The following is a 26,026-nucleotide window of genomic DNA, read 5'->3' as shown; positions in this document are numbered from 1 at the left end:
GCCATCTTGGGCGTTCATCATGTTTGGCGGTGTCAGCAGTCTGTCGCTCGATAGCAAGGGGCGCCTGGTCATTCCGGCCCGGCAGCGCGAGGTATTGCTATCGACACTTGGCCCGCGCGTGGTGGTGACTTTGGAGTCCTTCGACCATCTGCTCATTTACCCCGAACAGCACTGGAAACCCGTACTCGAGCGACTGCTCGCCCTGCCTGCCGGCAACCCCGTACTGAAGAAATACCAGCGTCTGGTGATGGGTTATGCCGAGACACTGGAAATGGATGGAGCCGGGCGCATTCTGCTGCCGGCCGGCCTGCGCGACAAGGTCCGGCTGGGGCGCGATCTGGCCTTGGTGGGGATGGGTAACCGTTTCGAGCTGTGGAATGCCGCTGATTGGGAAGCTCAGACCGACGAGGCGCTGGCGCTTGATCCGGCCGAACTTGCCGCCCATCTCGGAGATTTCACGTTGTGACGCAGGTTTCATTCGAGCACCGCACCGTGCTGCTGCACGAGGCGGTCGAGGCGCTTGCCATCCGGCCCGACGGTCTGTACGTGGACTGTACCTTTGGCCGGGGCGGGCACAGCCGCCTCATTCTGGAAAGGCTTGGGCCGCAGGGACGGCTGGTGGCCTTCGACAAGGATCCGGAGGCCGTGGCCGTTGCTGAAACGCTGGCCCTGGCCGATCCACGCTTCTCCATCGTACACGCCGGTTTCGAAACGTTGGCCGAAGCCCTGAGCGGCCGCGGCATCCGGCAGGTGGACGGCATCCTGATGGATCTTGGTATTTCGTCCCCGCAGATCGATGACGGTCGGCGGGGGTTCAGTTTCCGGTTCGATGCGCCGCTCGACATGCGCATGGACACCAGCCGCGGCCAGACGGCCGCCGAATGGCTGGCGTCGGCCGAAGAGGCCGACATAGCAGAGGTGATCAAGACTTATGGTGAAGAGCGGTTTGCTCGCAAGATTGCAGCAGCCATTGTTGCGCAGCGCTGCATCAAGCCCGTCGAGACCACGCGCGAGCTCGCCGTCCTCGTTGGGCAAAACGTCCGTACTCGCGAACCGGGCCAGGACCCCGCGACGCGGACCTTCCAAGCCATCCGGATCTTCATCAACCGTGAGCTGGAAGAGTTGAAGAATGTGCTGCCCGCAGCCGCCCGATGCTTGGCCGAAGGGGGCCGCCTGGCAGTGATCAGCTTTCACTCGCTGGAGGATCGGCTGGTGAAGCATTTCCTGCGTGATGCCTCCACCACCGACACGCTCCCGGCATGGGTGATGGTACGGGCAAGCGACTTGGCGCAGCCTCCGCTCAGCCTGGTGGGCAAGGCGGTGCGCGCCAGCACAGAGGAGGTTTCGGCCAACCCCCGCGCCCGCAGTGCGATCATGCGCGTGGCAGAGCGGACCGCCGCCCCGTGGCCGGAGACCCAGTCATGATGCATCGGCTGAACGCCATCCTGCTGATTATCGCCATCGGCTGTGCCTGGGCCGTGGTGACGTCCCAGCACGTGGCGCGCAAGCTGTACGGTGACCTGGAGCGCGAGCAGAAGTCCGCGCACCAGCTGGAGGTGGAGTATGGCCAGCTGCTGCTCGAACAGAGTACCTGGGGCGCGCACGCGGTGATCGAGCGGTCGGCCACGGCCCGCTTGGGCATGCATGTGCCCGATCCGGTGCAGATCCAGGTAGTGACACCCAAGGGAGGCACCTGATGCGCGCCTATTCCCTCAACCAGCGGACTCCGCCTGCAAGCCCGGCCCTGCGCATGACGCCCGGCCGGGTCAAATGCGTTCTGCTGGTGCTGGGCGTGCTGTTCCTGGCCCTGATCGGTCGGGCGGTGTACCTGCAGGTGGTGCAGCAGGACTTCCTGCTCAACCAAGGTGAGGCCCGCTTCCGGCGTGCCCTGGTGCTGGAGGCGAACCGGGGGGTGATCACCGATCGGAACGGCGAGCCTCTGGCCCTGAGCTCGCCGGTGCAGACCATCTGGGCGAGCCCCGCGGACATGGAGCCGGTGCCTCCGGCCAAACTGCGCGAGCTGGCGCGCCTCCTGGAAATGTCTCCTGCGGACATCGCGGCCAAGCTGTCGGACCGCAAGCGCGAATTTGTCTATCTCAAGCGCCAGATCAGCCCCGAGCTGGCCGAGCGAGTGGTGGGCCTGGGTATTCCCGGCATCGCCAAGCAGCAGGAGTACCGCCGCTTCTATCCCGCTGGCGAGGTCACGGCCCACCTGATCGGCTTTACCGGTGTCGACGGCAAGGGCCAGGAAGGCGTGGAACTGGCACGCGAGAAGATGCTGGCTGGCAAGAACGGCCGTCGCGTGGTGCTGAAGGACCGCCGTGGTCACATCATCGAGGATGTGGCCGCCATCGAGAGCCCCAAGAACGGGCAGACCCTCACCCTCTCGATCGATCACCGTATCCAGTATCTCGCCTACCGCGAGCTGAAGGCGGCCGTGGAGGAAAACAAGGCCAAGGCCGGCAGCGTGATCGTGCTCGACGGGCGCAGCGGCGAGGTGCTGGCCATGGCCAACGTGCCCTCCTACAACCCCAATAACCGCAAGGAACTCGACTTGGAGCGCCGGCGCAACCGCGCGGTAATCGACCAGTTCGAGCCGGGGTCGACGATGAAGCCCTTCCCGGTGGCGATGGCGATCGAGGCGCGCAAGGTGACACCGCATACTTGGATGGACACCCGGCCTTACATGATCGGTCCGGCCACCGTGCGCGATACCCACTCGCAGCCCAGCATGGACGTGACCACCATCATCCAGAAGTCCAGCAACGTCGGGGCTTCCAAGATGGCGCTGATGTTCCCGCCGGAAACGATGTGGCAGTTCTACGATGCGGTCGGCTTCGGCCGCGGCCCACAGTCCGGTTTTCCGGGCGAGGCCAGCGGCCGGCTGCGCAACTGGAAAAGCTGGCGCCCGATCGAACAGGCCACCATGTCCTTCGGTTATGGCGTGTCGGTGAGCCTGCTGCAGCTGGCACGGGCTTACACCATTTTCACGGACGATGGCCAGTTGCTGCCGGTGTCGTTTACCCGCCTCAACGGTGCCATGCCGGGCAAGCAGCTGATCCGGCCGGAAACAGCGCGCCAGATGCGCGAAATGATGATGACCGTGACCCAGGCTGGTGGTACGGCCACGCGTGCCCAAGTGCTTGGCTTTAACGTGGCCGGCAAGTCGGGCACCGCACGCAAGCTGGTCAATGGCAGTTATGCCGCCAACAAGCACGTGGGCCTGTTCGTGGGTCTGGCACCGGCCACCCGCCCCCGCCTGATCGTGGCGGTGATGGTGGACGAACCCACGGGTGGCAGCTATTACGGCGGTACCGTGGCCGGCCCGGCCTTCGCCAACATCATGGCTGGCAGCCTGCGGATTCTCGGGGTGGAACCCGATGCACCTTCTAACAATACATTGCTACCGGTAAGTGACATGCCGGAAGTACGGGAAGAAACATGAAAAGCCTGTTGACGTCGCTGCCGCCCTGGGACATGGCGGCGCTTGACGCTTTTGGCGCGAACTTCAAGCGCGTGGAGTCCGACAGCCGTCGGGTGCTGCCGGGCGACATTTTCCTGGCCTGCCGCGGTGAATATGCCGATGGGCGAAACTACATCGCCGAGGCTCTGGCCAAGGGCGCGGCCGCCGTGCTGTGGGACCCGGCCGACGGCTTTGCCTGGAAAGAAGAGTGGGCAGTGCCGCATCTGCCAGTGCCTGATCTTTCACAGCGGGCCGGCCTCGTGGCTGCCCACCTGTACGGCTATCCCAGCCGGGACATGGCGGTAATCGGCATCACCGGCACCAACGGCAAGACTTCCATCTCGCACTGGCTGGCGCAGGCCTTCTCGCTGCTGGGCCAGAAGGCAGCGTTGATCGGTACGGTGGGCAACGGCTTCTACGGTGCCCTGACCGAAACCACCCACACCACGCCCGACCCCGTCACGGTGCAGCAGAAGCTGGCCGAATACCGTCGCCAAGGCGCGCGTGCGGTCACGATGGAGGTCTCGAGCCACGGCCTGGACCAAGGTCGCGTGAACGGTGTGAGCTTTGCCACCGCCGTGTTCACTAATCTGACCCGAGATCATTTGGATTACCACGGCTCGATGGAGTCCTACGGAGCGGCCAAGGAAAAGCTCTTCCATTGGGAAGGGCTGAAGCATGCAGTCGTCAACGCCGATGATACTTTTGGCCGTGAACTGGCCGCTCGGATCGACCGCAGCCGCACCCAAGTGATCACCTACGGCCTGGAGCAGGGCGACGTGCGCCCGCTCAGCCTTTCGGCCAACCTGGACGGCCTGCAACTGGAAGTCACCACGCCGTGGGGTACGATCAGCTTGCGCAGTGCCCTGCTGGGGCGCTTTAACGCCGCCAACCTGATGGCCTGCCTGGCGACGCTGTGCGCCAATGGCGTACCGCTGGCCGAAGCTGCCCGGGTACTGGGTCAGATCCAGCCTGCACGCGGACGGATGCAGCGCATCGGTGGCGCCAACGAGCCGCTGGTGGTGGTGGATTATGCACACACCCCGGATGCGCTGGAAAAAGCCCTGTCCACCCTGGCGGAAATCCGTGCGGCCGATAGCCGGCTCTATTGTGTGTTCGGTTGCGGCGGCGACCGCGACCCGGGCAAACGACCGATGATGGGGGCGATCGCGGCGCGCATCGCGGATGTGGCCGTGGTTACCAGCGACAACCCGCGCACCGAAGATCCCCTGGCCATCATCGAGCAGGTGCGCGCCGGCATGCAGCGTACCGGGCATATCGAAGTGGACCGCGCCCGGGCCATCCACTGGGCGATCCGCGATGCCCGGTCCGGCGACATCGTCCTCATTGCCGGCAAAGGGCACGAGGAGTACCAGGATGTGGCGGGTGTGAAGCGTCCGTTCTCCGATTTCCGTGTGGCCGAACAGGCTCTCACCGAGTGGGAGCGCCATTGATGATGCGCCTTTCCGATGTGGCCCGCTGGACGGGTGGCAAACTGGTCGGCACCGATGCCGAGGTCGTGCGGATCGTGACCGACAGCCGTGCGGTGGAGCCGGGTGACCTGTTCGTCGCGCTCGCAGGCGAGCGCTTTGACGCCCACGAATTCGTGGCCGACGTGCTGGCCCGCGGGGCGGCAGGTGTGGTGGTGCGTGAAGGCGCAGCGGTTGCTCACGGCGCGTACGTGGAGGTGGGCGACACCCGCCTGGCGCTGGGCCGGCTGGCTGCGGGCTGGGCGGATACGCTGTCGGTGGTGCGCGTAGGGGTGACCGGCTCCAACGGCAAGACCACCGTCAAGGAGATGCTGGCCGCCATCCTCTGCGCTCACGCCGGCAACGAGGGCGTGCTGGCCACCGCCGGCAATCTCAACAACGACATCGGCCTGCCGTTGACGCTGCTGAAGCTGCAGCCGGCACATCGTTATGCCGTGCTGGAAATGGGCATGAACCACAGCGGCGAGATCCGCTATCTTTCGCGTCTGGCGCGGCCGCAGGTAGCGCTGGTCAACAACGCCATGCGCGCCCATCTGGGGCAGTTTTCCGGCGTGGAAGCGATTGCCCGCGCCAAGGCGGAGATCTTCGAAGGGCTGCCTGACGATGGAGTGGCCATCGTCAATGCCGACGACCCTCATGCCGGGCTCTTCCGCGAGGCTGCCGGCAGCCACCGCATCCTCACCTTCGGCCTGGGCAGCGGCGACGTGACCGCGCGCGACGTGGTGCTGATGGAGGATTCCAGCCGTTTCCTGCTCGTCACCCCCGAAGGGGAGTGCGACGTGCATCTGCCCTCTCCGGGCGAACACAACGTGCGCAATGCCCTGGCCGCCGCAGCCGTGGCCAGCGGGCTGGGGGTGCCCCTGCGGGCCGTAGCCTCCGGGCTCGGTGTCTTCGGCGGCGCCAAGGGGCGCTTGCAGCGTCGCAGCACGCAGCGGGGTGTGACGGTGATCGACGACAGCTACAACGCCAACCCCGATTCGATGAAGGCCGGTCTGGCCGTGCTCGGCCGCGCCATGCCGCCGCGCTGGTTCGTGATGGGCGACATCGGCGAACTGGGCGAAACCGCGCCGGCCCTGCATGCAGAAGTAGGTGTGTTTGCGCGCGAGCAGCATGTCGACGTCCTGCTCGCTCTGGGTACGCTGAGTGCCGAGGCCGTGGCGGCCTTTGGCGAGGGCGCCCTGCATTTCGACAGCATCGAGGCGTTGAATGCCCATCTTGATGCGCATCTGCCTGCCGGTGCGACCGTACTGGTAAAAGGGTCGCGCTTCATGCGCATGGAGCGGGTGGTGGACCATCTGCTCGCAGCAGAACAAGAAAACAAAGTGGGAGTTTGAACAAGTGCTGCTCTGGCTGGCTGGTTGGCTTGGCGAATACGTCCGGGCCTTTAATGTTTTCAACTACGTCACCCTGCGCGCGGTGATGGCCACGCTGACAGCGCTGACCATCTCACTGCTGATGGGGCCGTGGGTCATCCGCAAGCTGACCGAACTGAAGGTGGGGCAGGCCGTTCGCAACGACGGCCCGCAGACGCACCTCATCAAGGCTGGCACCCCGACGATGGGCGGCTCGCTCATCCTGCTGTCCATCGGCCTGACCACCCTCCTGTGGGCGGATCTGGCCAACCCGTACGTCTGGCTGCTGCTGGCCGTCCTGTTCGGTACCGGCGCGCTCGGCTTCTACGATGACTGGCGCAAGGTGGTTTACAAGGACCCGAACGGTGTCTCGGCCCGCTTCAAGATCGTATGGCAGTCCTCCATTGCCATTGGCGCGGCGCTCTTCCTGATCCTGACCGCCCGGCTGCCCGCCTCCACCGAGTTCATCGTGCCTTTCGTGAAAAACATCGCCTATCCGCTAGGCGCGGTCGGTTTCTGCGTGCTGACGTATTTCGTGATCGTGGGCACTTCCAATGCGGTTAACCTCACCGACGGGCTGGATGGGCTGGCGGCCCTGCCGGTGGTGCTGGTGGCAGCCGGCCTGTCGATCTTCGCCTATGTGGCCGGCCACGCGGTATTTTCCAAGTACCTCGGCCTGCCGTTCATCCCGGGGGCGCATGAAGTAGTGGTGTTCTGCGCCGCCATCTGCGGGGCCTGCCTGGGATTCCTGTGGTTCAACGCCTATCCGGCGCAGGTGTTCATGGGTGATGTCGGCGCACTGGCCCTGGGCGCGGCGCTGGGAACGGTAGCCGTCATCGTGCGCCAGGAAATTGTACTGTTCATCATGGGCGGGCTGTTCGTGGTGGAGGCCCTGTCGGTCATGATCCAGGTCGGCTCGTTCAAGCTGACCGGCAAGCGAGTGTTCCGCATGGCCCCGCTGCACCACCACTACGAACTGAAGGGCTGGAAAGAGACGCAGGTGGTTGTGCGCTTCTGGATCATCACCATGATGCTGGTGCTTGCCGGCCTCTCCACCATCAAGCTGCGCTGAGGCCGAGATGAACCTTGCCGAACGCCACATCATCGTCGTCGGGCTCGGAGACACCGGGCTTTCGGCCGCGCGCTGGCTGCTGGCGCAGGGCGCGCGCGTGACGGTGGCCGACAGCCGCACTACCCCGCCCAATGCCGACAGGTTGGCCGAAGCGCTGCCGGGCGTGGCACTGCGTGCCGGGGTGTTTGCCGACAGCACCTTCAGCGATGCGGACATGCTGGTGATCAGCCCGGGGGTGCCGCTTTCGACACCGTCCATTGCCGCCTACCGCCAGCGCGGCGGCGAGGTGGTGGGGGATGTCGAACTCTGGGCGCGGGCTACGCGCGGCAGTGGCGCCCGCGTGATCGCGATCACCGGTTCCAACGGCAAGACCACCGTCACCAGCCTGGTAGGGCATTTGTGCCAGTCCGCCGGGCTGGACACCGTGGTGGCCGGCAACATCGGTCTGCCGGTGCTCGATGTGCTGCTGGAGCGGGCCGGTAGCCGCCAGCCAGATGTTTGGGTCCTCGAACTGTCGAGCTTCCAGCTGGAAACCACCCGCAGCCTTGCGGCCGATGCCGCAGCGGTGCTCAACATCTCCGAAGACCATCTGGACCGCTACAACGACCTCCTGGACTACGCGCATGCCAAGACTGCCATCTTCAGCGGCGAGGGCGTGCAGGTGCTTAACCGGGACGATGCCTTCTGCCGGGCGATGGTACGCGCCGGCCGCCCCGTACGCTGGTTCTCGTTGAAGGACCGCACCGCCGATTACACCCTCCTTGAGGAGGACGGCTGCCACTGGCTGGCCACCGCCAGCGGCGAGCGCCTGCTTGAGGCCGGGGCGCTGCAGCTGCAGGGCCTGCACAATGCGGCCAACGCCCTGTCGGCCCTGGCACTGACCGAGGCCATCGGTCTGTCGCGCCCGGTGCTGCTGGCGGCACTGTCTACCTTCCGGGGGTTGCCGCATCGCGTGGAGTTCGTGGCAGATGTGGCAGGGGTCACTTTCATTGACGACTCCAAGGGCACCAATGTCGGCGCGACCGAGGCGGCGCTCAACGGCATGACCCGCCCGGTGGTGCTGATCGCCGGAGGCGACGGCAAGGGGCAGGACTTTTCGCCGCTGGCGCCGGCCTGTGCACGCATCGCCCGGGCCGTGGTGCTGATCGGCCGGGATGCCCCGCAGATCAAGGCCGCGCTCGCTGACAGCGGCGTGCCTCTGGTAGAGTGCGCCACCCTGGAGGACGCCACCCGGCAGGCCGCAGGGTTGGCCGAAGCCGGAGACGTGGTGCTGCTATCACCGGCGTGCGCCAGCCTGGACATGTTCCGCAACTATGCCCATCGCGCCCAGGTATTTATCGACACCGTGCGCAGCCTGGAAGCGGAGACCGCACCATGATGGTCAACAGCGCCCGCCGCTACAGCCCAATCACCGCGCTCGATGAAGCGCTGGCCTGGGCGATCGCGCTGCTGTTGTCGATCAGCCTGGTCATGGTGTATTCGGCCTCGATCGCTTATGCCGAAGCGGATGCGGGCACGCACAACCGATACTTCTACCTGATGCGCCATGTGCTGTTCATGGCCGTGGGGCTGGGCGTGGCCTACGGGGTCTTCCAGTTTCCCACCGCTTTCTGGCAGAAGAATGCAGGCAGGGTGTTCCTGATCGGCCTGGTGCTGCTGATCCTGGTGCTCATTCCCGGGATCGGCAAGGTAGTCAATGGCTCACGGCGCTGGATCTCGCTGGTGGTTTTCAATCTCCAGCCCTCGGAGATCATGAAGTTCGCCACCGTGATCTATGCCGCGGACTACACCGTGCGCAAAAGCCACAAGCTGCACAGCCTGAAGGAAGGCTTCGCGCCGATGTTCATGGCGATGGTGGCGGTAGCCTTTCTGCTGCTGCGCGAGCCGGACTTTGGTGCGCTGATGGTGGTGATGACCATCGCGATGGGCATCCTGTTCCTGGGTGGCATCAACCTGCGCATCTTCAGCGGGCTGGCGGTAATGGCCGTGACCGCGGTAGTGCTGCTGATCGTACTGTCACCGTACCGGCTCAAGCGGGTGCTGGGCTTCATGGACCCGTGGGACGACCCCTACGGCAAGGGCTACCAGCTCAGTCACTCGCTGATCGCCTTCGGGCGGGGCGAATGGTTCGGTGTTGGGCTCGGCGCCAGTGTGGAGAAGCTGTTCTATCTGCCCGAGGCGCATACCGACTTCATCATGGCGGTGATCGCCGAGGAGTTTGGCTTTGCGGGGATCTGCCTGATTGTGGGCCTGTATGCCTGGCTGGTGCGCCGTGCGTTCCACATCGGCATGGAGGCCCGCAAGCTGGAACGGTATTACCCCTCGCTGCTGGCGCAGGGCGTGGGCATCTGGCTGGGCATCCAGGTGTTCTTCAATATCGGTGTGAACATGGGCCTGCTGCCGACCAAGGGGCTGACGCTGCCCCTGATGTCGTTCGGGGGATCGGCCATGGTGATGAATCTGGCCGCGGTAGCGCTGCTGCTTCGGGTGGATTGGGAAAACCGACGCATCATGCGCGGTTACAAGGTATAGCAGTACCTGCGACGGACCGGGCACGATCGCCCGGACGCGAAGAACAGGCAGCCCGAGGCTGCAGGACGAGAGAAGCATGGCAACGAAGACGGCGATGATCATGGCAGGCGGGACCGGGGGGCACATCTTCCCGGGGCTGGCCGTGGCCCGTGAGCTGACCCGGCGCGGCTGGAAGGTGTTCTGGCTGGGGGCGGAAGGCGGCATGGAAACCAAGCTGGTCCCCCAGCATGGGCTGCCGATCGAGACAGTGCGGATCGCCGGTGTGCGGGGCAACGGGTTGCGGCGCAAGCTGGCCATGCCTTTCCGCGTGGCGACGGCCCTGATGCGCAGCGGGTCCATCATCCGGCGCCACCGCCCCGATCTGGCCATCGGCTTTGGCGGTTACACCGGCTTTCCCGGCGGCGTGATGAGCCGCTGCCTGGGGTTGCCGCTGGTAGTGCACGAACAGAACTCCGTGGCCGGCCTGACCAATCGCCTGCTGTCACGCATCGCCAGCCGGACACTGTATGCCTTTCCCGGCGCATTCGACCAGACGGATGGCCTGGTGGGCAACCCGGTGCGCAGCGAAATCGCTGCGCTGCCGACGCCGGAGACGCGTTTTGCCGGGCGTAGCGGGCCGTTGCGGTTGCTGGTGGTGGGCGGCAGCCTGGGCGCCAAGGTGTTCAACGATCTCGTGCCGCAGGCGCTGGCCCGACTGCCCGAGAGCACCCGCCCGCTGGTGACGCATCAGGCTGGCGCCAAGCAGATCGAAGCGCTGCAGGCCAACTATGCCGCAGCGGGTGTCGCGGCCGACTGCCGTGCCTTCATCGACGACATGGCCGATGCGTATGCCAGTGCCGATCTGGTGATCTGCCGGGCCGGTGCGTTGACGGTGGCGGAGCTTGCCGCTGCCGGCGTGGGCAGCCTGCTGGTGCCCTATCCGCATGCGGTGGATGACCATCAGACCGGCAATGCGCGCTATCTTGCCGCGGCCGGTGCGGCGGAACTGGTGCCGCAGGGTACGCTGAGCGCCGAAGGGTTGGCCGAAACGCTGCGCACCCTGACGCGGGCGCGCTGTCTGGAAATGGCCGTGGCCGCCCGCAAGCTGGGCATCGCCGATGCAGCCGTCCGCGTGGCGGACGTGTGCGAGGCACTGACGAACGAACGATAAATCGCCCGGACAGGTATCCGAGCTACGAGAACAACATGAAACACAGGGTCAAACACATCCATTTCGTCGGCATCGGTGGTGTCGGCATGTGCGGCATCGCAGAGGTGCTGCTCAACCTCGGCTATACCGTGTCCGGCTCGGACGTGGCCGACGGCAGCGCCACCCAGCGTCTGGCCGCAGCGGGCGCTCGCGTGTTCTTCGGGCACGATGCCACCTATATCGACGGGGCTGACGTGGTGGTGACATCCACGGCGGTGAAGGCGGATAACCCGGAGGTTCAGGCTGCCCGGGCGCGTCAGATCCCGGTCATTCCGCGGGCGATGATGCTGGCCGAACTAATGCGTTTCAAGCAGGGGATCGCGATCGCGGGCACCCATGGCAAAACCACCACCACCAGCCTGACAGCCTCGGTGCTGGCCGCGGCCGGCCTGGACCCCACCTTCGTCATCGGCGGCAAACTGACTGCGGCCGGCACCAACGCGCGGCTGGGGTCGGGCGATTACCTGGTGGCGGAAGCCGACGAGTCGGATGCTTCCTTCCTCTACCTGGCGCCGGTGATGGCCGTGGTGACCAACATCGACGCCGACCACATGGACACCTACGACCACAGCTTCGACAAGCTCAAGCAGGCGTTTGTGGATTTCCTGCACCGCCTGCCGTTCTATGGCCGGGCGGTGCTCTGCGTCGATGATCCAAACGTCCGCGAGATTCGGCCGCGTATCACCAAGCCCGTTACCACCTACGGCCTCGACGCTTCGGCCGACGTGTATGCGGAGAATGTGCGTGCCGTGGGCGGCCAGATGCACTTTGACGTGGTCGTGCGTAACGGTACACAGCAGCGTTTCGCGGTGGTGCTCAACCTGCCGGGGCGACACAACGTGCTCAATGCGCTGTCTGCCATCGCCATCGGGTTGGAGTGTGGTGCGAGCATCGAGGCCATCCAGAAGGGGTTGGCGGAGTTTGCCGGCGTGGGCCGCCGCTTCCAGCGCTACGGAGAAATCCCTGCCCGGGATGGGGGGCACTTCACCCTGGTGGACGATTATGGCCATCACCCGGTGGAAATGGCTGCCACGCTCGCGGCCGTGCGGGGTGCCTTTCCGGAGCGGCGGCTGGTGCTGGCCTTCCAGCCACACCGCTATACCCGCACGCGTGACCTGTTCGAGGACTTCGTCAAGGTGCTTTCCTCTTCCGACGCGCTGCTCCTGACCGAGGTGTACGCCGCTGGTGAAACCCCCATCGTCGCCGCCGACGGACGTGCCCTGGCGCGCGCAGTGCGGGTGGCCGGGAAGGTGGAGCCGGTGTTCGTCGAGGCGATCGGCGACCTGCAGGAGACGATTCTTTCCACCGCGCGTGCAGGCGACGTGGTGGTCACCATGGGTGCCGGCTCGATCGGGGCCGTACCCGGCCGCATCGCCAGCCAGGCGTAAGAACAACCATGGGCCCGCGTCACGAGCCGGGCCGGCAAGGAAAGAAGATGCAGCAGTTTGGCAAGGTGGCAGTGTTGATGGGCGGGCGCTCCGCCGAGCGCGAGGTCTCGCTGATGAGCGGTAGCGGCGTGCTGGGTGCGCTACGCAGCCGGGGGGTGGACGCTCACCCCTTCGACCCTTCGGAAAAGCCGCTGTCGGCTTTGCGTGAGGAGGGGTTCGAGCGGGTGTTCAACATCCTGCACGGCCCGTTCGGCGAGGATGGCACCCTGCAGGGGGCGCTGGAGACCATGGGGCTGCCGTACACCGGCTGCGGGGTGATGGCCTCGGCCATCAGCATGGACAAATGGCGTACCAAGCTGCTCTGGAAAGGAGCGGGGCTGCCGATCCCGGCCTTTGAGCTCTTGACGGACGACACCGATTTTGAAGCGGTGGAGGCCCGGCTGGGTTTGCCGATCTTCGTCAAGCCCTCGACTGAGGGGTCGAGCATCGGAGTGACCAAGGTGAAGGCGCCGGGGATGCTGCGCGCCGCCTATGAGGAGGCGCGCCGCTACGACAGCATCGTGATCGCGGAACAGTTCATCGGCGGCGGCGAGTATACCTGTGCGGTGATCGATGACCGGGCGTACCCCACGATCAAGATCGAACCGGCCACCGAGTACTACGACTATGAGGCCAAGTATTTCCGCGACGATACCGTGTACCGCTGTCCGTCCGGCTTACCGGATGACTTGGAGGCTCGGGCACGAAACCTGGCACTGCAGGCGTTCCGTGTGCTCGGTTGCCGCGGCTGGGCTCGAATCGACTTCCTGATGGACGAGGCAGGGGGTATCTACCTGCTGGAAGCCAACACCAACCCGGGCATGACCAGCCACAGTCTGGTGCCGATGGCTGCCCGGGTGGAGGGACTGAGCTACGAAGACCTGTGCCTGAAGGTTCTGGCAGCGGCCCATGTGGGATAACCACCGTCTGCTGCGTGGGCTGGCGAACCTGCTGCTGCTGGCATCGCTGGGCATGGTGCTGTACGCCGCCGGGTTCTGGGTGACGCATGCGCCGGTGTTCCCGGTCAAACGCATCCTGATCCAGGGCGAGATGAAGCGGGTGACCGCCGAACAGCTGCGCTTCATCGCCGAACACGAGCTGACGGGCACCTTTTTCACGCTCGACATCGACAAGACGCGGGCAGCCTTCGGCAAGTTGCCGTGGGTGCGGGACGCACAAGTACGCCGTCGCTGGCCGGACACGCTGGAAATAGCGGTCGACGAACACAAGGCACTGGCGCGCTGGGGAGAGGACGGCCTGGTCAACACCCATGGCGAGCTGTTCGATGCCGCCACCGACCAGACCCTGCCGGTGCTGGTGGGGCCGGCGGGAAGCGAGAAGGACATGGTGGCCATGCTCGGTCGCCTGAGAAGCACGCTGGCCGATGTCGGGCTGGCGCCCAGCCGGCTGTTTCTGTCGGACCGTCGTGCATGGCGGGTGGCGCTGGACAACGGCGTGATGCTGGAGCTGGGGCGTGGAGAGGTGGATCTTCGTACCGCGCGCTTCGTGGACAACTGGAAGACGACGCTGACCTCGCTGCCCTACCGGATCGAGGCGGTGGACATGCGTTACCCCAACGGATTTGCGGTGCGGATGCCGGACTACAAGGCGCCGCCCGCGCACAAAAAGTAATCGAGAGCTGGAGCGACAGGTGAGCAAACCGAAGGAAAGCAAGAACATGTTGGTGGGCCTGGATATCGGCACGTCCAAGATCGTTGCGATCGTGGCGGAAGTGCTGGATGACGGGCAGCTCAACATCATCGGGATGGGTCATGCACCGTCGCGTGGCCTGAAACGGGGCATGGTGGTCAATATCGAGTCGACGGTGCAGGCCATCCAGCGCGCGCTGGAAGAGGCCGAGCTGATGGCCGACTGCAAGATCCACGAAGTCTTTACCGGCATCGCCGGCAGCCACATCAAGAGCGTGAATTCGCACGGCATGGTGGCGATCAAGGATCGCGAGGTCACCCAGATGGACATCGATCGCGTGATCGAGACCGCGCGTGCGGTCACGATCCCGCCGGATCACCAGGTGCTGCACATCCTGACCCAGGAATACAGCATCGATGGTCAGGAAGGTGTGCGCGAGCCGATGGGCATGAGCGGGGTAAGGCTGGAAGCCAAGGTGCACATCGTCACCGGGGCCGTGTCGGCGGCACAGAATGTGACCAAGTGCGTGCGACGCTGTGGCCTGGAGGTTTCCGATCTGGTGCTGCAGCCGATGGCCTCGGCCATTGCAGTGCTGTCCGAGGACGAGAAGGATCTGGGTGTGTGCCTGATCGACATCGGGGGCGGCACCACGGACATCGCGGTATACGCCAACGGCGCCATCCGCCATACCGCCGTCATCCCGATCGCCGGTGATCAGATCACCAACGACATCGCGATGGCGCTGCGCACTCCGACCAAGGAAGCGGAAGACATCAAGATCCAGCACGCCGTGGCGCTGGTGAGCATGGCTGACCCGGCCCAGATGATCGAAGTGCCCGGCGTCGGTGAGCGGGGTCCGCGCCAGATGTCGCGTGCCACCCTGGCCGAAGTGGTGGAGCCGCGGGTCGAGGAGCTGTTCCAGCTGGTGCAGCAGGAGCTGCGTCGCTCCGGTTTCGAGGACATGCTGTCGTCCGGCATCGTTCTCACCGGCGGGGCCAGCCTGATGCCGGGCATGGTGGAGTTGGCCGAAGAGGTCTTCCACATGCCGGTGCGGGTGGGCGTGCCCAAATATGTGGGTGGCTTGGCCGAAGTGGTCAAGACACCGCGTTTTTCCACCGGGGTGGGGCTGCTGCTGTACGGCAAGGACCAGATCCATACCCCGGCGGGACCGCGTACGGACAGTGCCGGCGTCGGCCACATGTTCGCACGCATGAAAGCTTGGTTCGCCGGCAACTTTTAAGGCCGGCACAACATTTTTGTCCGGTCAGTGCAGGCGGCCGGACAGGGTTTTGAATGCTCATCTTGTTGAGGAGAGGAAAATGAGCGGCATGGTGTTCGAGGTAATGCAGGAGACGGCTCAGGAAGCCGTCATCAAGGTGATCGGCGTTGGCGGCGGTGGCTGCAACGCGATCGACAACATGATCGAAGGGCATGTGCACGGCGTCGAGTTCATCTGCGCCAACACCGATGCTCAGGCACTCAAGCGCAACAAGGCGGCGCAGAAGCTGCAGTTGGGCAACAACCTGACCAAGGGTCTGGGTGCCGGTGCCAACCCCGAGGTGGGCCGCAATGCCGCCCTGGAGGATCGGGAGCGTATCGCCGAGATGCTGCGTGGCGCCAACATGGTGTTCGTGACCGCAGGCATGGGGGGCGGCACGGGCACGGGAGCCGCGCCGGTCGTGGCCGAAGTGGCCAAGGAGCTGGGCATCCTCACCGTGGGCGTGGTCACCCGTCCCTTCGAGCATGAGGGCAAGCGCATGAAGGTGGCGCAGTCGGGCATCGACGACCTCAAGAAACATGTGGATTCGCTGATCGTCATCCCTAACGAGAAGCTGATGGAGGTGCTGGGTGAGGACGTCACCATGCGTGAAGCCTTCCGTGCAGCGGACGACGTGCTCAAGGGCGCCGTGGCCGGGATCGCCGAAGTGATCACCTGCCCGGGCCTGATCAACGTCGACTTTGCCGACGTGCGTACCGTCATGGGCGAAATGGGTCTGGCCATGATGGGCTCGGCCTTCGCCTCGGGCATCGACCGTGCGCGTGTGGCGGCCGAGCAGGCCGTGGCCAGCCCGCTCCTGGACAACATCACCCTTGAAGGAGCGCGTGGCGTACTGGTGAACATCTCTACCGCGCCGGGCTGCCTGAAGATGAGTGAGTACCGTGAGATCATGGGTATCGTGCGTCAGTACGCCGACGAGGACGCACAGATCAAGTTTGGTACCGCCGAGGTGGCTGATATGCCGGAGGATACGATCCGCATCACCCTGATCGCCACCGGCCTGGGCCAGAAGAAGGCCCAGCGCGAGGAGCGTCCGGAGTACATCAAGATCGTCAAGACCGGCACCGACGACCGTCCGATGGAAGTCATCAACTATGACGATCTGGATACGCCGGCCATCATGCGTCAGGGCCGCCGTCGCACTCCGGCCTCAACCGATTTCTCCAACCCGGAGGTGAGTGATTCCTTCGACATCCCGGCTTTCCTGCGCAAGCAGGCTGATTGATTTGGACTATTTAATCCTTTTCGTCAATCAATAAAAGCTGCATGGAGGTTATGATAAGATTGGCTGCCTAGGCCATCCACAAGGTGAACGCCACATGATTTTGCAGCGCACGCTCAAGAAAGCGATCAGTGCGACCGGGGTCGGCTTGCATTCCGGGGAGCGGGTCAAACTCACCCTGCTGCCCGCGCCCCCGGACAGCGGCATCGTCTTTCGTCGGACCGACCTGCCGGGCTCGCCCGAGGTCAGGGCGGAGCCCTCGCTCGTGAACGATACGCGCCTCTCCTCCACGCTGGTGACCGACACCGGCGTGCGTATCGGCACGATCGAGCACCTCATGTCGGCGTTTGCCGGACTGGGCATCGATAACCTCATCGTCGAGGTGACGGCAGCGGAAATACCCATCATGGATGGGTCTTCCGCGCCGTTCATCTATCTTTTGGAAAGTGGCGGTATCGTCGAGCAGGACGCCTACAAGCGCTTTATCCGCGTGAAGGAAACCGTGCGCGTGGAAGAGGGGGACAAGTGGGTGGTGCTGGAGCCGCACGAGGGCTTCAAGGTGAAGCTTGCCATCGAATTCAACCATCCGGCATTCAACCGGGCGCCGCAGACGGTGGAAATCGACTTCGCCTCGCATTCGTATATCGATGAGATCAGCCGCGCCCGTACCTTCGGCTTCATGCACGAAGTGGAGTACATGCGTAACCACGGCCTTGGCCGCGGGGGCAACCTCAACAACGCCATCGTGATCGATGACGAATTCGTCCTCAATCCGGAGGGCCTGCGCTTCCCGGACGAGTTCGTGCGGCACAAGATCCTCGATGCGATCGGCGACCTCTACATCATTGGTCACCCGTTGATTGCCGCGTTTTCCGGCTGCAAGTCGGGCCATGCGCTCAACAACAGGCTGTTGCGCCAGCTGCTGGCCACCCCTTCCGCTTGGGAATACGTGAGCTTCAAGGACCCCTTGGACGCCCCGTCCAGCTTCCATCGCTTGCCCGAGGCCGCCTGAGGCCGCCCATGCTCTGGCTGCTGCGGCTGTGGGTGATCGGCATGATCCTGATGCTCGGCTGGGCCGCGCTCAGCTATGTGCTGACCCGTAATACCGTGTATCTGGCACGGGCGCGTACCGCGCTGCGCTATTCGCTGGGGGTGATCGTGCTGGTGGGGTTGATCGCCTTTGTGCAGCGACTGGCCGGGGTAGGCTGAGTCCTTCGGCCAACCTTGGGCATGGCTATGGGTCAATCTATGGTCAGGCCGCCTTTACCGGTCCCTCGGTTGTGGACTTTTCGCCGCTGCTGAGTGCTACGGCAACCAGGATCAATACTCCGCCTGCCAGCTGCAGGCCGGAAAGATGCTCCCCGAGCAGGATCCAGGCCAGCACGATGGTGACCACCGGCTCGGCAGTGGAGATCAGCGAAGCCCGGGTGGCGCCCACCTTCTCCAGTCCCTTCAGGAACAGGGTGATGGCAACCACAGTACACAGCAACGCCATCGCCAGACTGGCAGCCCAGCCCTTCAAGCTTTCTGGTCCCTGAAACCCCGCGCCCATCAAGAGTTGCAGCCCATTGCAGGCTGCGGCCGATGCAATCACCACCGCACTGGCCGCCAGGGGGTGCGTTCCCTGCGCGAAGCGGCTGCCTGCCAAGATGTAGAGCGCATAGATCAGGGCCGAACCCACGCCTAGAAGCAGACCCAGCGGTCGGGCCGACAGGTCGGTACCCACGGTGATGGCCAGCCCTGCCAAGGCCAAGGCCAGCGTGAGCAGGCGGCGCCCGGTCAGTCGTTCCTTGAACAGCACTGCCGAAAGTAGGAGGACAATGGCGGGGAACAGGTACAGCAGCAGCGCCACCGTGCCGGCCGAGGCGTGGTTGAGCGCGTTGAAGTAGCAGGCCGACATGCCCGCATATCCCAACGCACCCATCAGGAACAGTGCTAGCAGGGCGCGTCCGCGCGGCCAGGCGAGTCGTGCCACCACCACCCATGGCACCAGCACCAGCGCCGCCAGCAGGAAGCGCAGGAAGAGCAGGGTGGCCGGCGAGACCCCATCGGCGTAGGCCCACCGGGCAAAGACGGCCATTGCGCCGAAGGCTGCGGCGGCGCCGAGCACTTCCAGCGCGCCGGTCGTGGAAGACGACATGCAGTTCATCCTGAAGGGCCAGGCAACCCGGCACACAGGGCCACCTGGCAGGTCACGGTCAGTGCACGGTGTCAGTTCGCACCGCGCAGCAGCTTGACGGCCTGCTCGCGGCCGCTGGGGGGCATGTACTCATCGCAGAAGGCAGCGAACAGGGCGCGTCGCACCTTGTCGTCGTAGGCGATGGCGCGCCAGTCTTCATTGAAGGAGGCCATCCATTTCTTGCCCGCGGCATCGCCAAAGGCATAGGTGCGGTAGGTCTTCAGCTTGCAGTTCAGGCCCTCGACCGCCAGGTTTTCCACACCGCTGGGGCTGACCACACGTGTAATCATGCGCAAGGCGGCGTCACTGCCCACGCCCAGCGTGGTCTCATCCACGAACAGCTTGTTGGTGTAGCTGCCGCCCACGGCTACCGGGCGCCACAGGGCAGTGCTGGGATAGCCAGGCAGGGTGTAGCTTTCTTCCGTCCAGACCTTCTGGTCGTCATCTTCCACCCAATACTTGGGACTGTTGTCGTGCTTCTTGGCGGCAAATGCGGGGGCCGTGGCCAGTACGGCCATCACGGCCAGCAGGAACTTCTTCAAGGGATTCTCCTTGGTACAGGGGCGGGCCGCAGCGAAAAGCGTCGGTCCCCGGTGGGGCGACCGGCCAGCCCATAGCTGCGCTCGCAGAAAAGGATGTCGCCACGTGTGCTGACGGTCAGCAGCATCGAGGCGCGGGTACCGTAGTCTCGCCCCCGGATGAAGACCGGGGACAGCATTTTCTCCAGAGCCAGGCCGACGCCGGTGTTGGGCAACTGCTCTGGCGCGGCCGGTGTCGGGTCCGCCAGCCAGTCATAGGCATCCCGCTCGCCAGGAGGCCGGCGCGCGTTCCGCAGGTGCGCGGCCAAGCGCTCCGACTTGAACCAGGGCGTATCCAGCGTGGCATTGGACAAGGTGTGCACACCGGGCGTCAGCCGGGTCAGACGTTGTGTGCGGCTATGGAAGTGAAAGAGGTCGTCCACTTGGCCGAAGAGCAGGTTGAAGGGCGCATACTGGTCGTGCTCGGCCGCCAGCGTGCGCGCGAAGTCCAGGGCGGACGCGTCGCCGGTGACGAAGCGCACCACCAGTTCCCCGCGCGAGCGTGCGGCCTGCACGGGACGGCCGTCGCGGATGTTGGTAACGGCGGCGAACCGGCCCCGCGCATCCACCAGGAGCCAGCTGCCGCCCGAGACATCGTCGCGCCCGCCAAGGGTTTCCGTTCCGGTCGGCCAGCGGTCGAGCGGAGCCGTTGCCCGCGCATAGGTCTCGTCGCGGTTGGCCACGAGCACCAGCGGCCCGAGGGCGGGCGTCTTGTAGGCGAGGGCGATGACACACATGCGATGGGGGCAGTCCGGTAATGGGAAAGTTGGGCGCGGTGCGCGGGTCGGCCTTAAAATGGCCAAATCCATTGTAACCGATTGTGGCGGCAAGATTGCCGCGGCGGAGAGTGCCATGCAGATAGACCGTTCCATCGACCTTTCCGGGCTGAACTGCCCCTTGCCCATTTTGCGCGCCAAGAAGGCCCTGGCCGAACTCGAGAGCGGCCAGGTGCTGGAGGTGCTGGCCACCGACCCGGGGGCACCCAAGGATTTCGAGGCGTTTTGCCGTCAGACCGGTAATGCATTGCTGACATCGGAAACCACGCCCGACGGCAAGTTCCGCATGGTGCTCAAGCGCAAGTAAGCGCTGGTCAATGTTATGCTGTAACACTTCCTGCCCTGCGAGAGAACCCCGTGCATCTGACCCTTACCCGTCCCGACGACTGGCACCTGCACCTGCGCGACGACGCAGCCATGGCCGCTGTCCTGCCCGATACCTGCCGCCAGATGGGCCGCGCCATCGTGATGCCCAACCTTAGACCGCCCGTCACCACGGTGGAGGCTGCCGCAGCCTACCGAGCGCGCATCCTGGCCGCGCGGCCTGCGGGCAGCCGCTTCGAGCCGCTGATGACGCTGTACCTCACCGACAATACGTCGGCCGAAGAGATCCGTCGTGCACGCGCCAGCGGCTTCATCCATGGGGTGAAGCTCTATCCGGCCGGTGCCACCACCAACTCCGACGCGGGCGTTACCGCGATCGACAAGGCGATGCCCGCGCTGGAGGCGATGGCCGAGTCGGGGCTGCCGCTGCTGGTGCACGGCGAAGTGACCGACCCGGACGTCGATGTGTTCGACCGGGAAGCGGTGTTCATCGAGCGTGTATTCGAGCCCCTCGTGCGTCGCCTGCCGCAACTGCGCGTGGTGTTCGAGCACATCACCACACGCGAGGCGGCCGAGTATGTGGCGCAGGCTTCGGCCAACGTTGCGGCCACTATCACCGCGCACCATCTGCTGATGAACCGCAATGCGCTCTTCACCGGTGGCATCCGTCCGCATCACTACTGTCTGCCGGTACTCAAGCGCGAGCAGCACCGCCAGGCGCTGCTGAAGGCCGCCACGTCCGGCTCGCCCCGTTTCTTCCTCGGCACTGACAGCGCACCGCACGCGCAGGGCGCCAAAGAGGCGGCCTGTGGCTGCGCCGGCATGTACACTGCCCACGCAGCCCTCGAACTGTACGCCGAAGCGTTCGAGGAGGCAGACGCCCTGGACCGGCTGGAAGCGTTTGCCAGCTTCCACGGACCGGACTTCTACGGTCTGCCGCGCAACAGCGAGACCGTGACGCTGGTGCGGGAGAGCTGGCCGGTGCCGGCTAGCCTGCCGTACGGCGATACCGTGCTGGTTCCACTGCGGGCGGGAGAAACCCTACGCTGGAAGCTGGCCGACTGACGGCCGTGCTCCGCCAGCAAGCGCCCGGGTTTACCCGGGCGTTTTCGCTGGAAAATGGTTAACGACTGTGAACCCCTCTCACGCTTGTCATGGGCCCCGGGCTAAGATGCCCGCCTTCCCTTTCCACTTCCACTCTTTGCGGACCGCCATGCGTCTCTTCACCCTCTGCGCGCTTGTAATGGTACTGACTGCCTGTTCTGGCAAACCGGCCGGCGAGAACGGCACGGACAAAGGCGGTGGGCGCAAGAAAGGGCCGCCGCCGGTTACCGTGACGGTGGCCCCTGCCGCCGAGCGACCGCTGGCGCAGACGGTGCGGGCGTATGCGGAGATCGAGGCACGTGACACGCCGCAGGTCGCTGCCGAGGTAGGGGGGCGGGTGCTGAGTGTTGAGGTCCAGGCCGGACAGTCGGTACGTGCCGGGCAGGTGCTGGCCCGGCTGGATGCCGCCACCCTGTCCGACACGCGCGTGGCTGCCGAGGCGGAGGTGGCACGCCTCGTTGCGCTGCTGGCCGACCAGACGGCCAAGACCCGGCGTGACGAGGCCCTGCGGGCGCAGGGTTTCGTGTCGGAGGCTGCCGTGACCACCTCGCGCGCGCAGCAGGCCGCGCTGGAGAAACAATTGGCTGCGGCACAGGCCACCGCTGCCAGCCGCCGCCGCGATACGGCCCGGGCAACCGTGGTGGCACCGGTGTCCGGGGTAATCGAGACGCGTGAGGTCCAGCCGGGTGACGTGGTTAGCACCGGGCGGGTGCTGTTCCGCCTGCAGGGCGCCGGCGCACGACGCGCCCGCATCGCCGTGGGCGGTAGCGCGGCCGACCGTCTGGCACCGGGGATGACGGTGGTGCTCGGCGAGGACGGAGCGCAGGTGCGCACCCGCTTGGAAGAGGTGCGCGCCACGCTGGATACGGCCAGCCGTGCCCGTATTGCCTATGCGTCCCTGCCGGCGGGGTTCGCCTTGGCGGGGACCACACTACCGGCCGAGGTGAGGTTGGCCGAACGCACCGGTCTGGCCATCCCTGCCCTGGCAGTGGTCGAGCGCCCGGCCGGGCGCGTGGTGTACTTGGCGCGGGGGGAGCGGGTTGAGGAACGCAAAGTGTCCACCGGCCTGGAAAGCGACGGCTACGTGGAGATATTGGCCGGCCTGAAGGCAGGCGAACGTGTAGTGGTGGATGGTGCCGGCTTCCTCTCGCCTTCCAGCCGCATCCGTCTTGTAGCACCGCCGGGCGGCAAGCCCGGCCGGAAAGGCGCGTCGGCGCCGCAGGAGGCCCGGGCGTGAACCTGATTGCCCTGTTCGTACGTCGGCATGTGCTGGCGTTCGTATTGTCCGCGGTGGTGGTGCTGCTTGGCGTGGTGGCCTACCAGCGCATCGGGGTGGACCGCTATCCGGCCATCGAGCAGCCTACCCTGTCCATCACCACCACGCTGACTGGTGCCTCGCCCGACGTGATCGACCAGAGCGTCACCCAGGTCATCGAAGCCGCGGTCAACAGCGTCCCGGGCATCGACATTCTCGAGTCCACCTCGTCGATCGGTCGCTCAACGGTGCGCATCACCTTTGCCCTCGACAAGGACATCGACGTGGCCTTCAACGAGGTGCAGGCCAAGATGGAGCGTGCGCGGCGGCGTCTGCCCGACGAGGCCGACGCACCGGTCATTACCAAGACCGATGCCAATGCCTCGGCCATCATGTACCTCACTCTTACCGGCGACCGCACGGAGCGGGAGCTGTACCGCTACGCCGATAGCGTGATTCGCAAGCAGCTGGAGACGATCGACGGCGTCGGTGAAGTGCAGGTGCGAGGCCGGGGCGAGCGCGTGATCCGCGTCGAGGTGGATCCTGTGCGACTGGCCGCCTACCGGCTGACGGCGCAGGATATCAAGAACGCCTTTGCCCGCGAGCATCGTCAGGAAGCGGGTGGCTATCTCACCGCCGGGCCGCGCGAATATCTGGTGGACCTGGATCAGGAGTTCCACTCGGTGCGCGCGCTGGAGGGCCTGGTCATCGGTTGGCGGGGCGAGGCGCCGGTGCGCCTGTCGGATGTGGCGCAGGTGATCGACGGCGAGGGTGATGTGCGCAGTTACGCACGGCTGGACGGCAAGCCCACGATCAGCATCGGCATCGTTCGCATCCCCAACACCAATACGGTGGCGATTGCCGCCGAAGTGTTGCGCAGGCTGGATACGCAGGTCCGTCCGGCCTTGCCGTCCGGGCTGTCGCTGACCGTGGCCTCCAACACCGCCGACTTCATCAACGAGATGGTGGCGGCCCTGAAGGACCATCTTGTGGAGGGCACGCTACTGGCCGCACTGGTGGTGTGGCTGTTCCTGCGCAACTGGCGCGCGACACTGATCATCTCGCTGGCCATTCCGGTATCCCTGCTGGGCGCCGTGGCTCTGATGTACTTCATGGGCTACACCTTCAACACCATCACCCTGCTGGCCCTGCTGCTGCTGATCGGCGTGGTGGTGGACGACGCCATCGTGGTGCTGGAGGCGATTCACCGCCGCGAGGAGGCCGGCGAGGCACCCGAGCCGGCGGCCATCCGGGGCGCCAGCGAGGTGGTGTTCGCCGTGGTGGCGGCCACGCTGTCGCTGGTGGCGATCTTCCTGCCGGTGATCTTCCTCACCAGTACCGTTGGACGGCTGTTCAACACCTTTGCTGTGGTGGTGTCGGTGGGCGTGCTGGTGTCGCTGGTGGTGTCTGTGACGCTTACACCGATGCTGTGCTCGCGCTTCCTCAAGGCAGCGACTGGTCACGGCCCGCTTTACCGCTGGTTCGAGCGACAGTTCGAGCGACTGGAATCCGGCTACCGCCGCCTCTTGGCTTGGGCGCTGGCCCGCCGCGCCGCGGTGCTGGGGGTGTCGCTACTGCTGGTAATGGCCGGTGCGGCGATCGGACTGGTGCTGAAGGCCGAGTTCTACCCACAGGAAGACGAGAGCCGCTTCATGGTGTCGGTACGCACCCCGGTGGGGTCCAGCGTCGCCTACACGGATAGCCGCACCCGCCAGGTCGAGGCACTGTTGCGGCGGGTGCCTGAGGTGGAGAACGTGCTGTCGATTGTCGGCGGCTTCACCGGCACTTCGGCCAACCAGACCAACATGATGGTGCGCCTCAAGCCGCGCAGCGAGCGCCACCGCAGCCAGGCCGAAATCATCGATGCCCTGCGGCGACCGCTGGCGGGCGTGGCGGGTGCGCGCATCATGGCCAACCCCTATCCGCGCGTGGGCGAAAGTCGCGGCGGCAAGCTGAAGTTCGCCATCGTCGGGCCCGACCTGGAAAAGGCCCGGCAGGGCGCCGCCGCCCTGAGCGAGCGGTTGGCCGAAGTTCCGGGGCTGGGCCGCCCGGACACCGACAGCGAAAGCCAGTTGCCCAAGCTTTCGGTGCAGGTGCGCCGCGAGGCGGCCGCCCGTGCCGGCTTCTCCACGCGCGACGTGCTCGATGCCATCAATCTGCTGACTGCCGGCAGCGACGTGGGCAACTTCTCCGACGGCGATGGGGAGCGCTACTCCATCCGGCTCAAGGCCACGGATACCGCGCTGACCCGTCCGGAAGACCTGTCGGCCATCTACCTCAAGGGTGCCGGCGATGTGCCGGTGCCCCTGTCGAGCGTGGCCGATATCCGCCCGGTGCTGGGGTCCAACCAGATCGAGCGCATGGCACTGATGTATTCGGTGGGGCTCTCGGCCTCGCCGGAACTGCCCTTGGCCGAAGCCATCGACACGGTGCGCACGGTGGCCAGCGACACCCTGCCGCCCGGCTATCGGGTCGAGTTCACCGGCGAGGCGCGCGAGCTGACACGCACCGGTGGCGAACTGCTGCTAGTGTTCGGGCTCGCCTCGCTAATGCTCTATCTGATCCTGGCCGCACAGTTCAATTCCTTCGTGCAGCCGGCCGTGATCATGCTGGCCGAACCGCTGGCGCTGGTGGGCGGGCTGGCCGCGCTGTGGCTGGCCGGACAGACCCTCAACGTCTATTCGGTCATCGGCCTGGTACTGCTGATCGGGCTGGTGGCCAAAAACGCCATCCTGCTGGTCGACGTCACCAACCAGTATCGCGCCCAGGGGATGCGGGTGGACGAAGCACTCGGTGCAAGCTGCCCCGTGCGTCTGCGCCCGGTGCTCATGACGTCGCTTACCGTGGTGCTGGCGATGCTGCCGGCTGCACTGGGCTTCGGTGCCGGGGCCGAAACCAACGGCCCTCTGGCCGTGGCCGTGATCGGCGGCATGGTGTCTTCCACGCTGCTGACGCTGCTTGTAGTGCCATGCGCGTATTCCGCAGTGGAAAATGCTTTCCTGAATCAGCAAAGTAGATGAAACGCTACGACCTGCGTCAAACCTTTGTCACATTCTTCTGGCAGGGGTTGAAGTGGCCGAAAAAGCGGGCGCATAATTGGCCGCCCCACTCCGGTAGACAATCGAGTGGAGACA

The 26,026-nt window shown here is 65.4% G+C and carries 24 protein-coding genes; 21 read left to right on the top strand and 3 right to left on the bottom strand.

Annotated elements, in window-relative coordinates; genetic code table 11:
- Positions 1 to 19 precede the first annotated feature (19 nt).
- The 17 genes from mraZ to EV669_RS03405 all read left to right on the top strand — a co-directional run bounded on the left by mraZ (position 20) and on the right by EV669_RS03405 (position 17,885).
- Positions 20 to 466, top strand: a complete 447-nt coding sequence (mraZ, locus tag EV669_RS03485) for a division/cell wall cluster transcriptional repressor MraZ (RefSeq protein WP_132097891.1) — start codon at positions 20 to 22, stop codon at positions 464 to 466.
- Positions 463 to 1,425, top strand: coding sequence for a 16S rRNA (cytosine(1402)-N(4))-methyltransferase RsmH (rsmH, locus tag EV669_RS03480; RefSeq protein WP_132097890.1), 963 nt, complete (start codon positions 463 to 465; stop codon positions 1,423 to 1,425). The genes mraZ and rsmH overlap by 4 nt, the downstream gene beginning before the upstream one ends.
- Positions 1,422 to 1,697 (top strand): cell division protein FtsL, encoded by a 276-nt coding sequence (gene ftsL / locus EV669_RS03475; RefSeq protein WP_318271296.1) that lies wholly within the window; start codon positions 1,422 to 1,424, stop codon positions 1,695 to 1,697. Before rsmH ends, ftsL begins: the two co-directional genes overlap by 4 nt.
- Positions 1,697 to 3,445: a peptidoglycan D,D-transpeptidase FtsI family protein gene (locus EV669_RS03470; RefSeq protein WP_054285213.1), complete on the top strand. Its 1,749-nt coding sequence runs from the start codon at positions 1,697 to 1,699 to the stop codon at positions 3,443 to 3,445. The genes ftsL and EV669_RS03470 overlap by 1 nt, the downstream gene beginning before the upstream one ends.
- The gene (locus EV669_RS03465; RefSeq protein WP_132097889.1) at positions 3,442 to 4,917 is read left to right on the top strand and encodes a UDP-N-acetylmuramoyl-L-alanyl-D-glutamate--2,6-diaminopimelate ligase; all 1,476 of its coding nucleotides are present in this window, start codon (positions 3,442 to 3,444) and stop codon (positions 4,915 to 4,917) included. The genes EV669_RS03470 and EV669_RS03465 overlap by 4 nt, the downstream gene beginning before the upstream one ends.
- Complete coding sequence (locus EV669_RS03460) at positions 4,917 to 6,287, top strand: UDP-N-acetylmuramoyl-tripeptide--D-alanyl-D-alanine ligase (RefSeq protein WP_132097888.1); 1,371 nt, start codon at positions 4,917 to 4,919, stop codon at positions 6,285 to 6,287. The genes EV669_RS03465 and EV669_RS03460 overlap by 1 nt, the downstream gene beginning before the upstream one ends.
- 4 nt (positions 6,288 to 6,291) lie before the next feature.
- The gene (gene mraY, locus EV669_RS03455) at positions 6,292 to 7,377 is read left to right on the top strand and encodes a phospho-N-acetylmuramoyl-pentapeptide-transferase (protein ID WP_054285210.1); all 1,086 of its coding nucleotides are present in this window, start codon (positions 6,292 to 6,294) and stop codon (positions 7,375 to 7,377) included.
- A 7-nt stretch (positions 7,378 to 7,384) separates the two neighbouring features.
- Entirely contained in the window at positions 7,385 to 8,755 is a 1,371-nt protein-coding gene (gene murD, locus EV669_RS03450) for a UDP-N-acetylmuramoyl-L-alanine--D-glutamate ligase (RefSeq protein WP_055433948.1), read from the top strand.
- Positions 8,752 to 9,909 (top strand): putative lipid II flippase FtsW, encoded by a 1,158-nt coding sequence (ftsW, locus tag EV669_RS03445; protein WP_200906440.1) that lies wholly within the window; start codon positions 8,752 to 8,754, stop codon positions 9,907 to 9,909. Before murD ends, ftsW begins: the two co-directional genes overlap by 4 nt.
- A 76-nt stretch (positions 9,910 to 9,985) precedes the next feature.
- Positions 9,986 to 11,059, top strand: a complete 1,074-nt coding sequence (gene murG / locus EV669_RS03440; protein WP_318271295.1) for an undecaprenyldiphospho-muramoylpentapeptide beta-N-acetylglucosaminyltransferase — start codon at positions 9,986 to 9,988, stop codon at positions 11,057 to 11,059.
- A 35-nt stretch (positions 11,060 to 11,094) separates the two neighbouring features.
- Positions 11,095 to 12,486, top strand: a complete 1,392-nt coding sequence (murC, locus tag EV669_RS03435) for a UDP-N-acetylmuramate--L-alanine ligase (RefSeq protein ID WP_054285207.1) — start codon at positions 11,095 to 11,097, stop codon at positions 12,484 to 12,486.
- Between the two features lie 47 nt (positions 12,487 to 12,533).
- Positions 12,534 to 13,445, top strand: a complete 912-nt coding sequence (locus EV669_RS03430) for a D-alanine--D-alanine ligase (protein WP_054285273.1) — start codon at positions 12,534 to 12,536, stop codon at positions 13,443 to 13,445.
- Positions 13,435 to 14,157 carry a cell division protein FtsQ/DivIB gene (locus EV669_RS03425; RefSeq protein ID WP_054285206.1) on the top strand — a complete coding sequence of 241 codons (723 nt, stop codon included), beginning with the start codon at positions 13,435 to 13,437 and terminating at the stop codon, positions 14,155 to 14,157. The genes EV669_RS03430 and EV669_RS03425 overlap by 11 nt, the downstream gene beginning before the upstream one ends.
- Before the next feature lie 19 nt (positions 14,158 to 14,176).
- Positions 14,177 to 15,415: a cell division protein FtsA gene (gene ftsA, locus EV669_RS03420; RefSeq protein WP_054285205.1), complete on the top strand. Its 1,239-nt coding sequence runs from the start codon at positions 14,177 to 14,179 to the stop codon at positions 15,413 to 15,415.
- Between the two features lie 79 nt (positions 15,416 to 15,494).
- A complete protein-coding gene (gene ftsZ, locus EV669_RS03415; protein ID WP_054285204.1) occupies positions 15,495 to 16,679 on the top strand; it encodes a cell division protein FtsZ in 1,185 nt (394 codons plus the stop codon).
- Positions 16,680 to 16,776: 97 nt separating this feature from the next.
- Positions 16,777 to 17,688 carry a UDP-3-O-acyl-N-acetylglucosamine deacetylase gene (gene lpxC, locus EV669_RS03410; RefSeq protein ID WP_054285272.1) on the top strand — a complete coding sequence of 304 codons (912 nt, stop codon included), beginning with the start codon at positions 16,777 to 16,779 and terminating at the stop codon, positions 17,686 to 17,688.
- An 8-nt stretch (positions 17,689 to 17,696) separates the two neighbouring features.
- Positions 17,697 to 17,885 (top strand): hypothetical protein, encoded by a 189-nt coding sequence (locus EV669_RS03405; protein ID WP_054285203.1) that lies wholly within the window; start codon positions 17,697 to 17,699, stop codon positions 17,883 to 17,885.
- A gap of 43 nt (positions 17,886 to 17,928) precedes the next feature.
- On the opposite strand, the gene EV669_RS03400 is transcribed toward EV669_RS03405, so the two are convergent.
- From EV669_RS03400 to EV669_RS03390, 3 genes are all read right to left on the bottom strand, one after another.
- A complete protein-coding gene (locus EV669_RS03400; RefSeq protein ID WP_132097887.1) occupies positions 17,929 to 18,816 on the bottom strand; it encodes a DMT family transporter in 888 nt (295 codons plus the stop codon).
- 71 nt (positions 18,817 to 18,887) lie between these two features.
- Positions 18,888 to 19,397, bottom strand: coding sequence for a CNP1-like family protein (locus EV669_RS03395; protein WP_132097886.1), 510 nt, complete (start codon positions 19,395 to 19,397; stop codon positions 18,888 to 18,890).
- Entirely contained in the window at positions 19,394 to 20,170 is a 777-nt protein-coding gene (locus tag EV669_RS03390) for an NRDE family protein (RefSeq protein WP_132097885.1), read from the bottom strand. The genes EV669_RS03395 and EV669_RS03390 overlap by 4 nt, the downstream gene beginning before the upstream one ends.
- 115 nt (positions 20,171 to 20,285) lie before the next feature.
- Here EV669_RS03390 and EV669_RS03385 point away from each other — a divergent pair, with 115 nt between their 5' ends.
- The 4 genes from EV669_RS03385 to EV669_RS03370 all read left to right on the top strand — a co-directional run bounded on the left by EV669_RS03385 (position 20,286) and on the right by EV669_RS03370 (position 25,912).
- Positions 20,286 to 20,516 (top strand): sulfurtransferase TusA family protein, encoded by a 231-nt coding sequence (locus EV669_RS03385; RefSeq protein ID WP_054285270.1) that lies wholly within the window; start codon positions 20,286 to 20,288, stop codon positions 20,514 to 20,516.
- 50 nt (positions 20,517 to 20,566) lie between these two features.
- Entirely contained in the window at positions 20,567 to 21,598 is a 1,032-nt protein-coding gene (gene pyrC / locus EV669_RS03380) for a dihydroorotase (RefSeq protein WP_054285200.1), read from the top strand.
- 148 nt (positions 21,599 to 21,746) lie between these two features.
- Complete coding sequence (locus tag EV669_RS03375) at positions 21,747 to 22,874, top strand: efflux RND transporter periplasmic adaptor subunit (RefSeq protein WP_132097884.1); 1,128 nt, start codon at positions 21,747 to 21,749, stop codon at positions 22,872 to 22,874.
- Positions 22,871 to 25,912 (top strand): efflux RND transporter permease subunit, encoded by a 3,042-nt coding sequence (locus EV669_RS03370; protein ID WP_132097883.1) that lies wholly within the window; start codon positions 22,871 to 22,873, stop codon positions 25,910 to 25,912. The genes EV669_RS03375 and EV669_RS03370 overlap by 4 nt, the downstream gene beginning before the upstream one ends.
- The last annotated feature ends 114 nt before the right edge of the window (positions 25,913 to 26,026 follow it).

Source organism: Gulbenkiania mobilis (genome assembly GCA_004346645.1).
Taxonomy (GTDB): Bacteria; Pseudomonadota; Gammaproteobacteria; order Burkholderiales; family Chromobacteriaceae; genus Gulbenkiania; species Gulbenkiania mobilis.
This window is presented reverse-complemented; position numbering and strand designations above follow the sequence as displayed.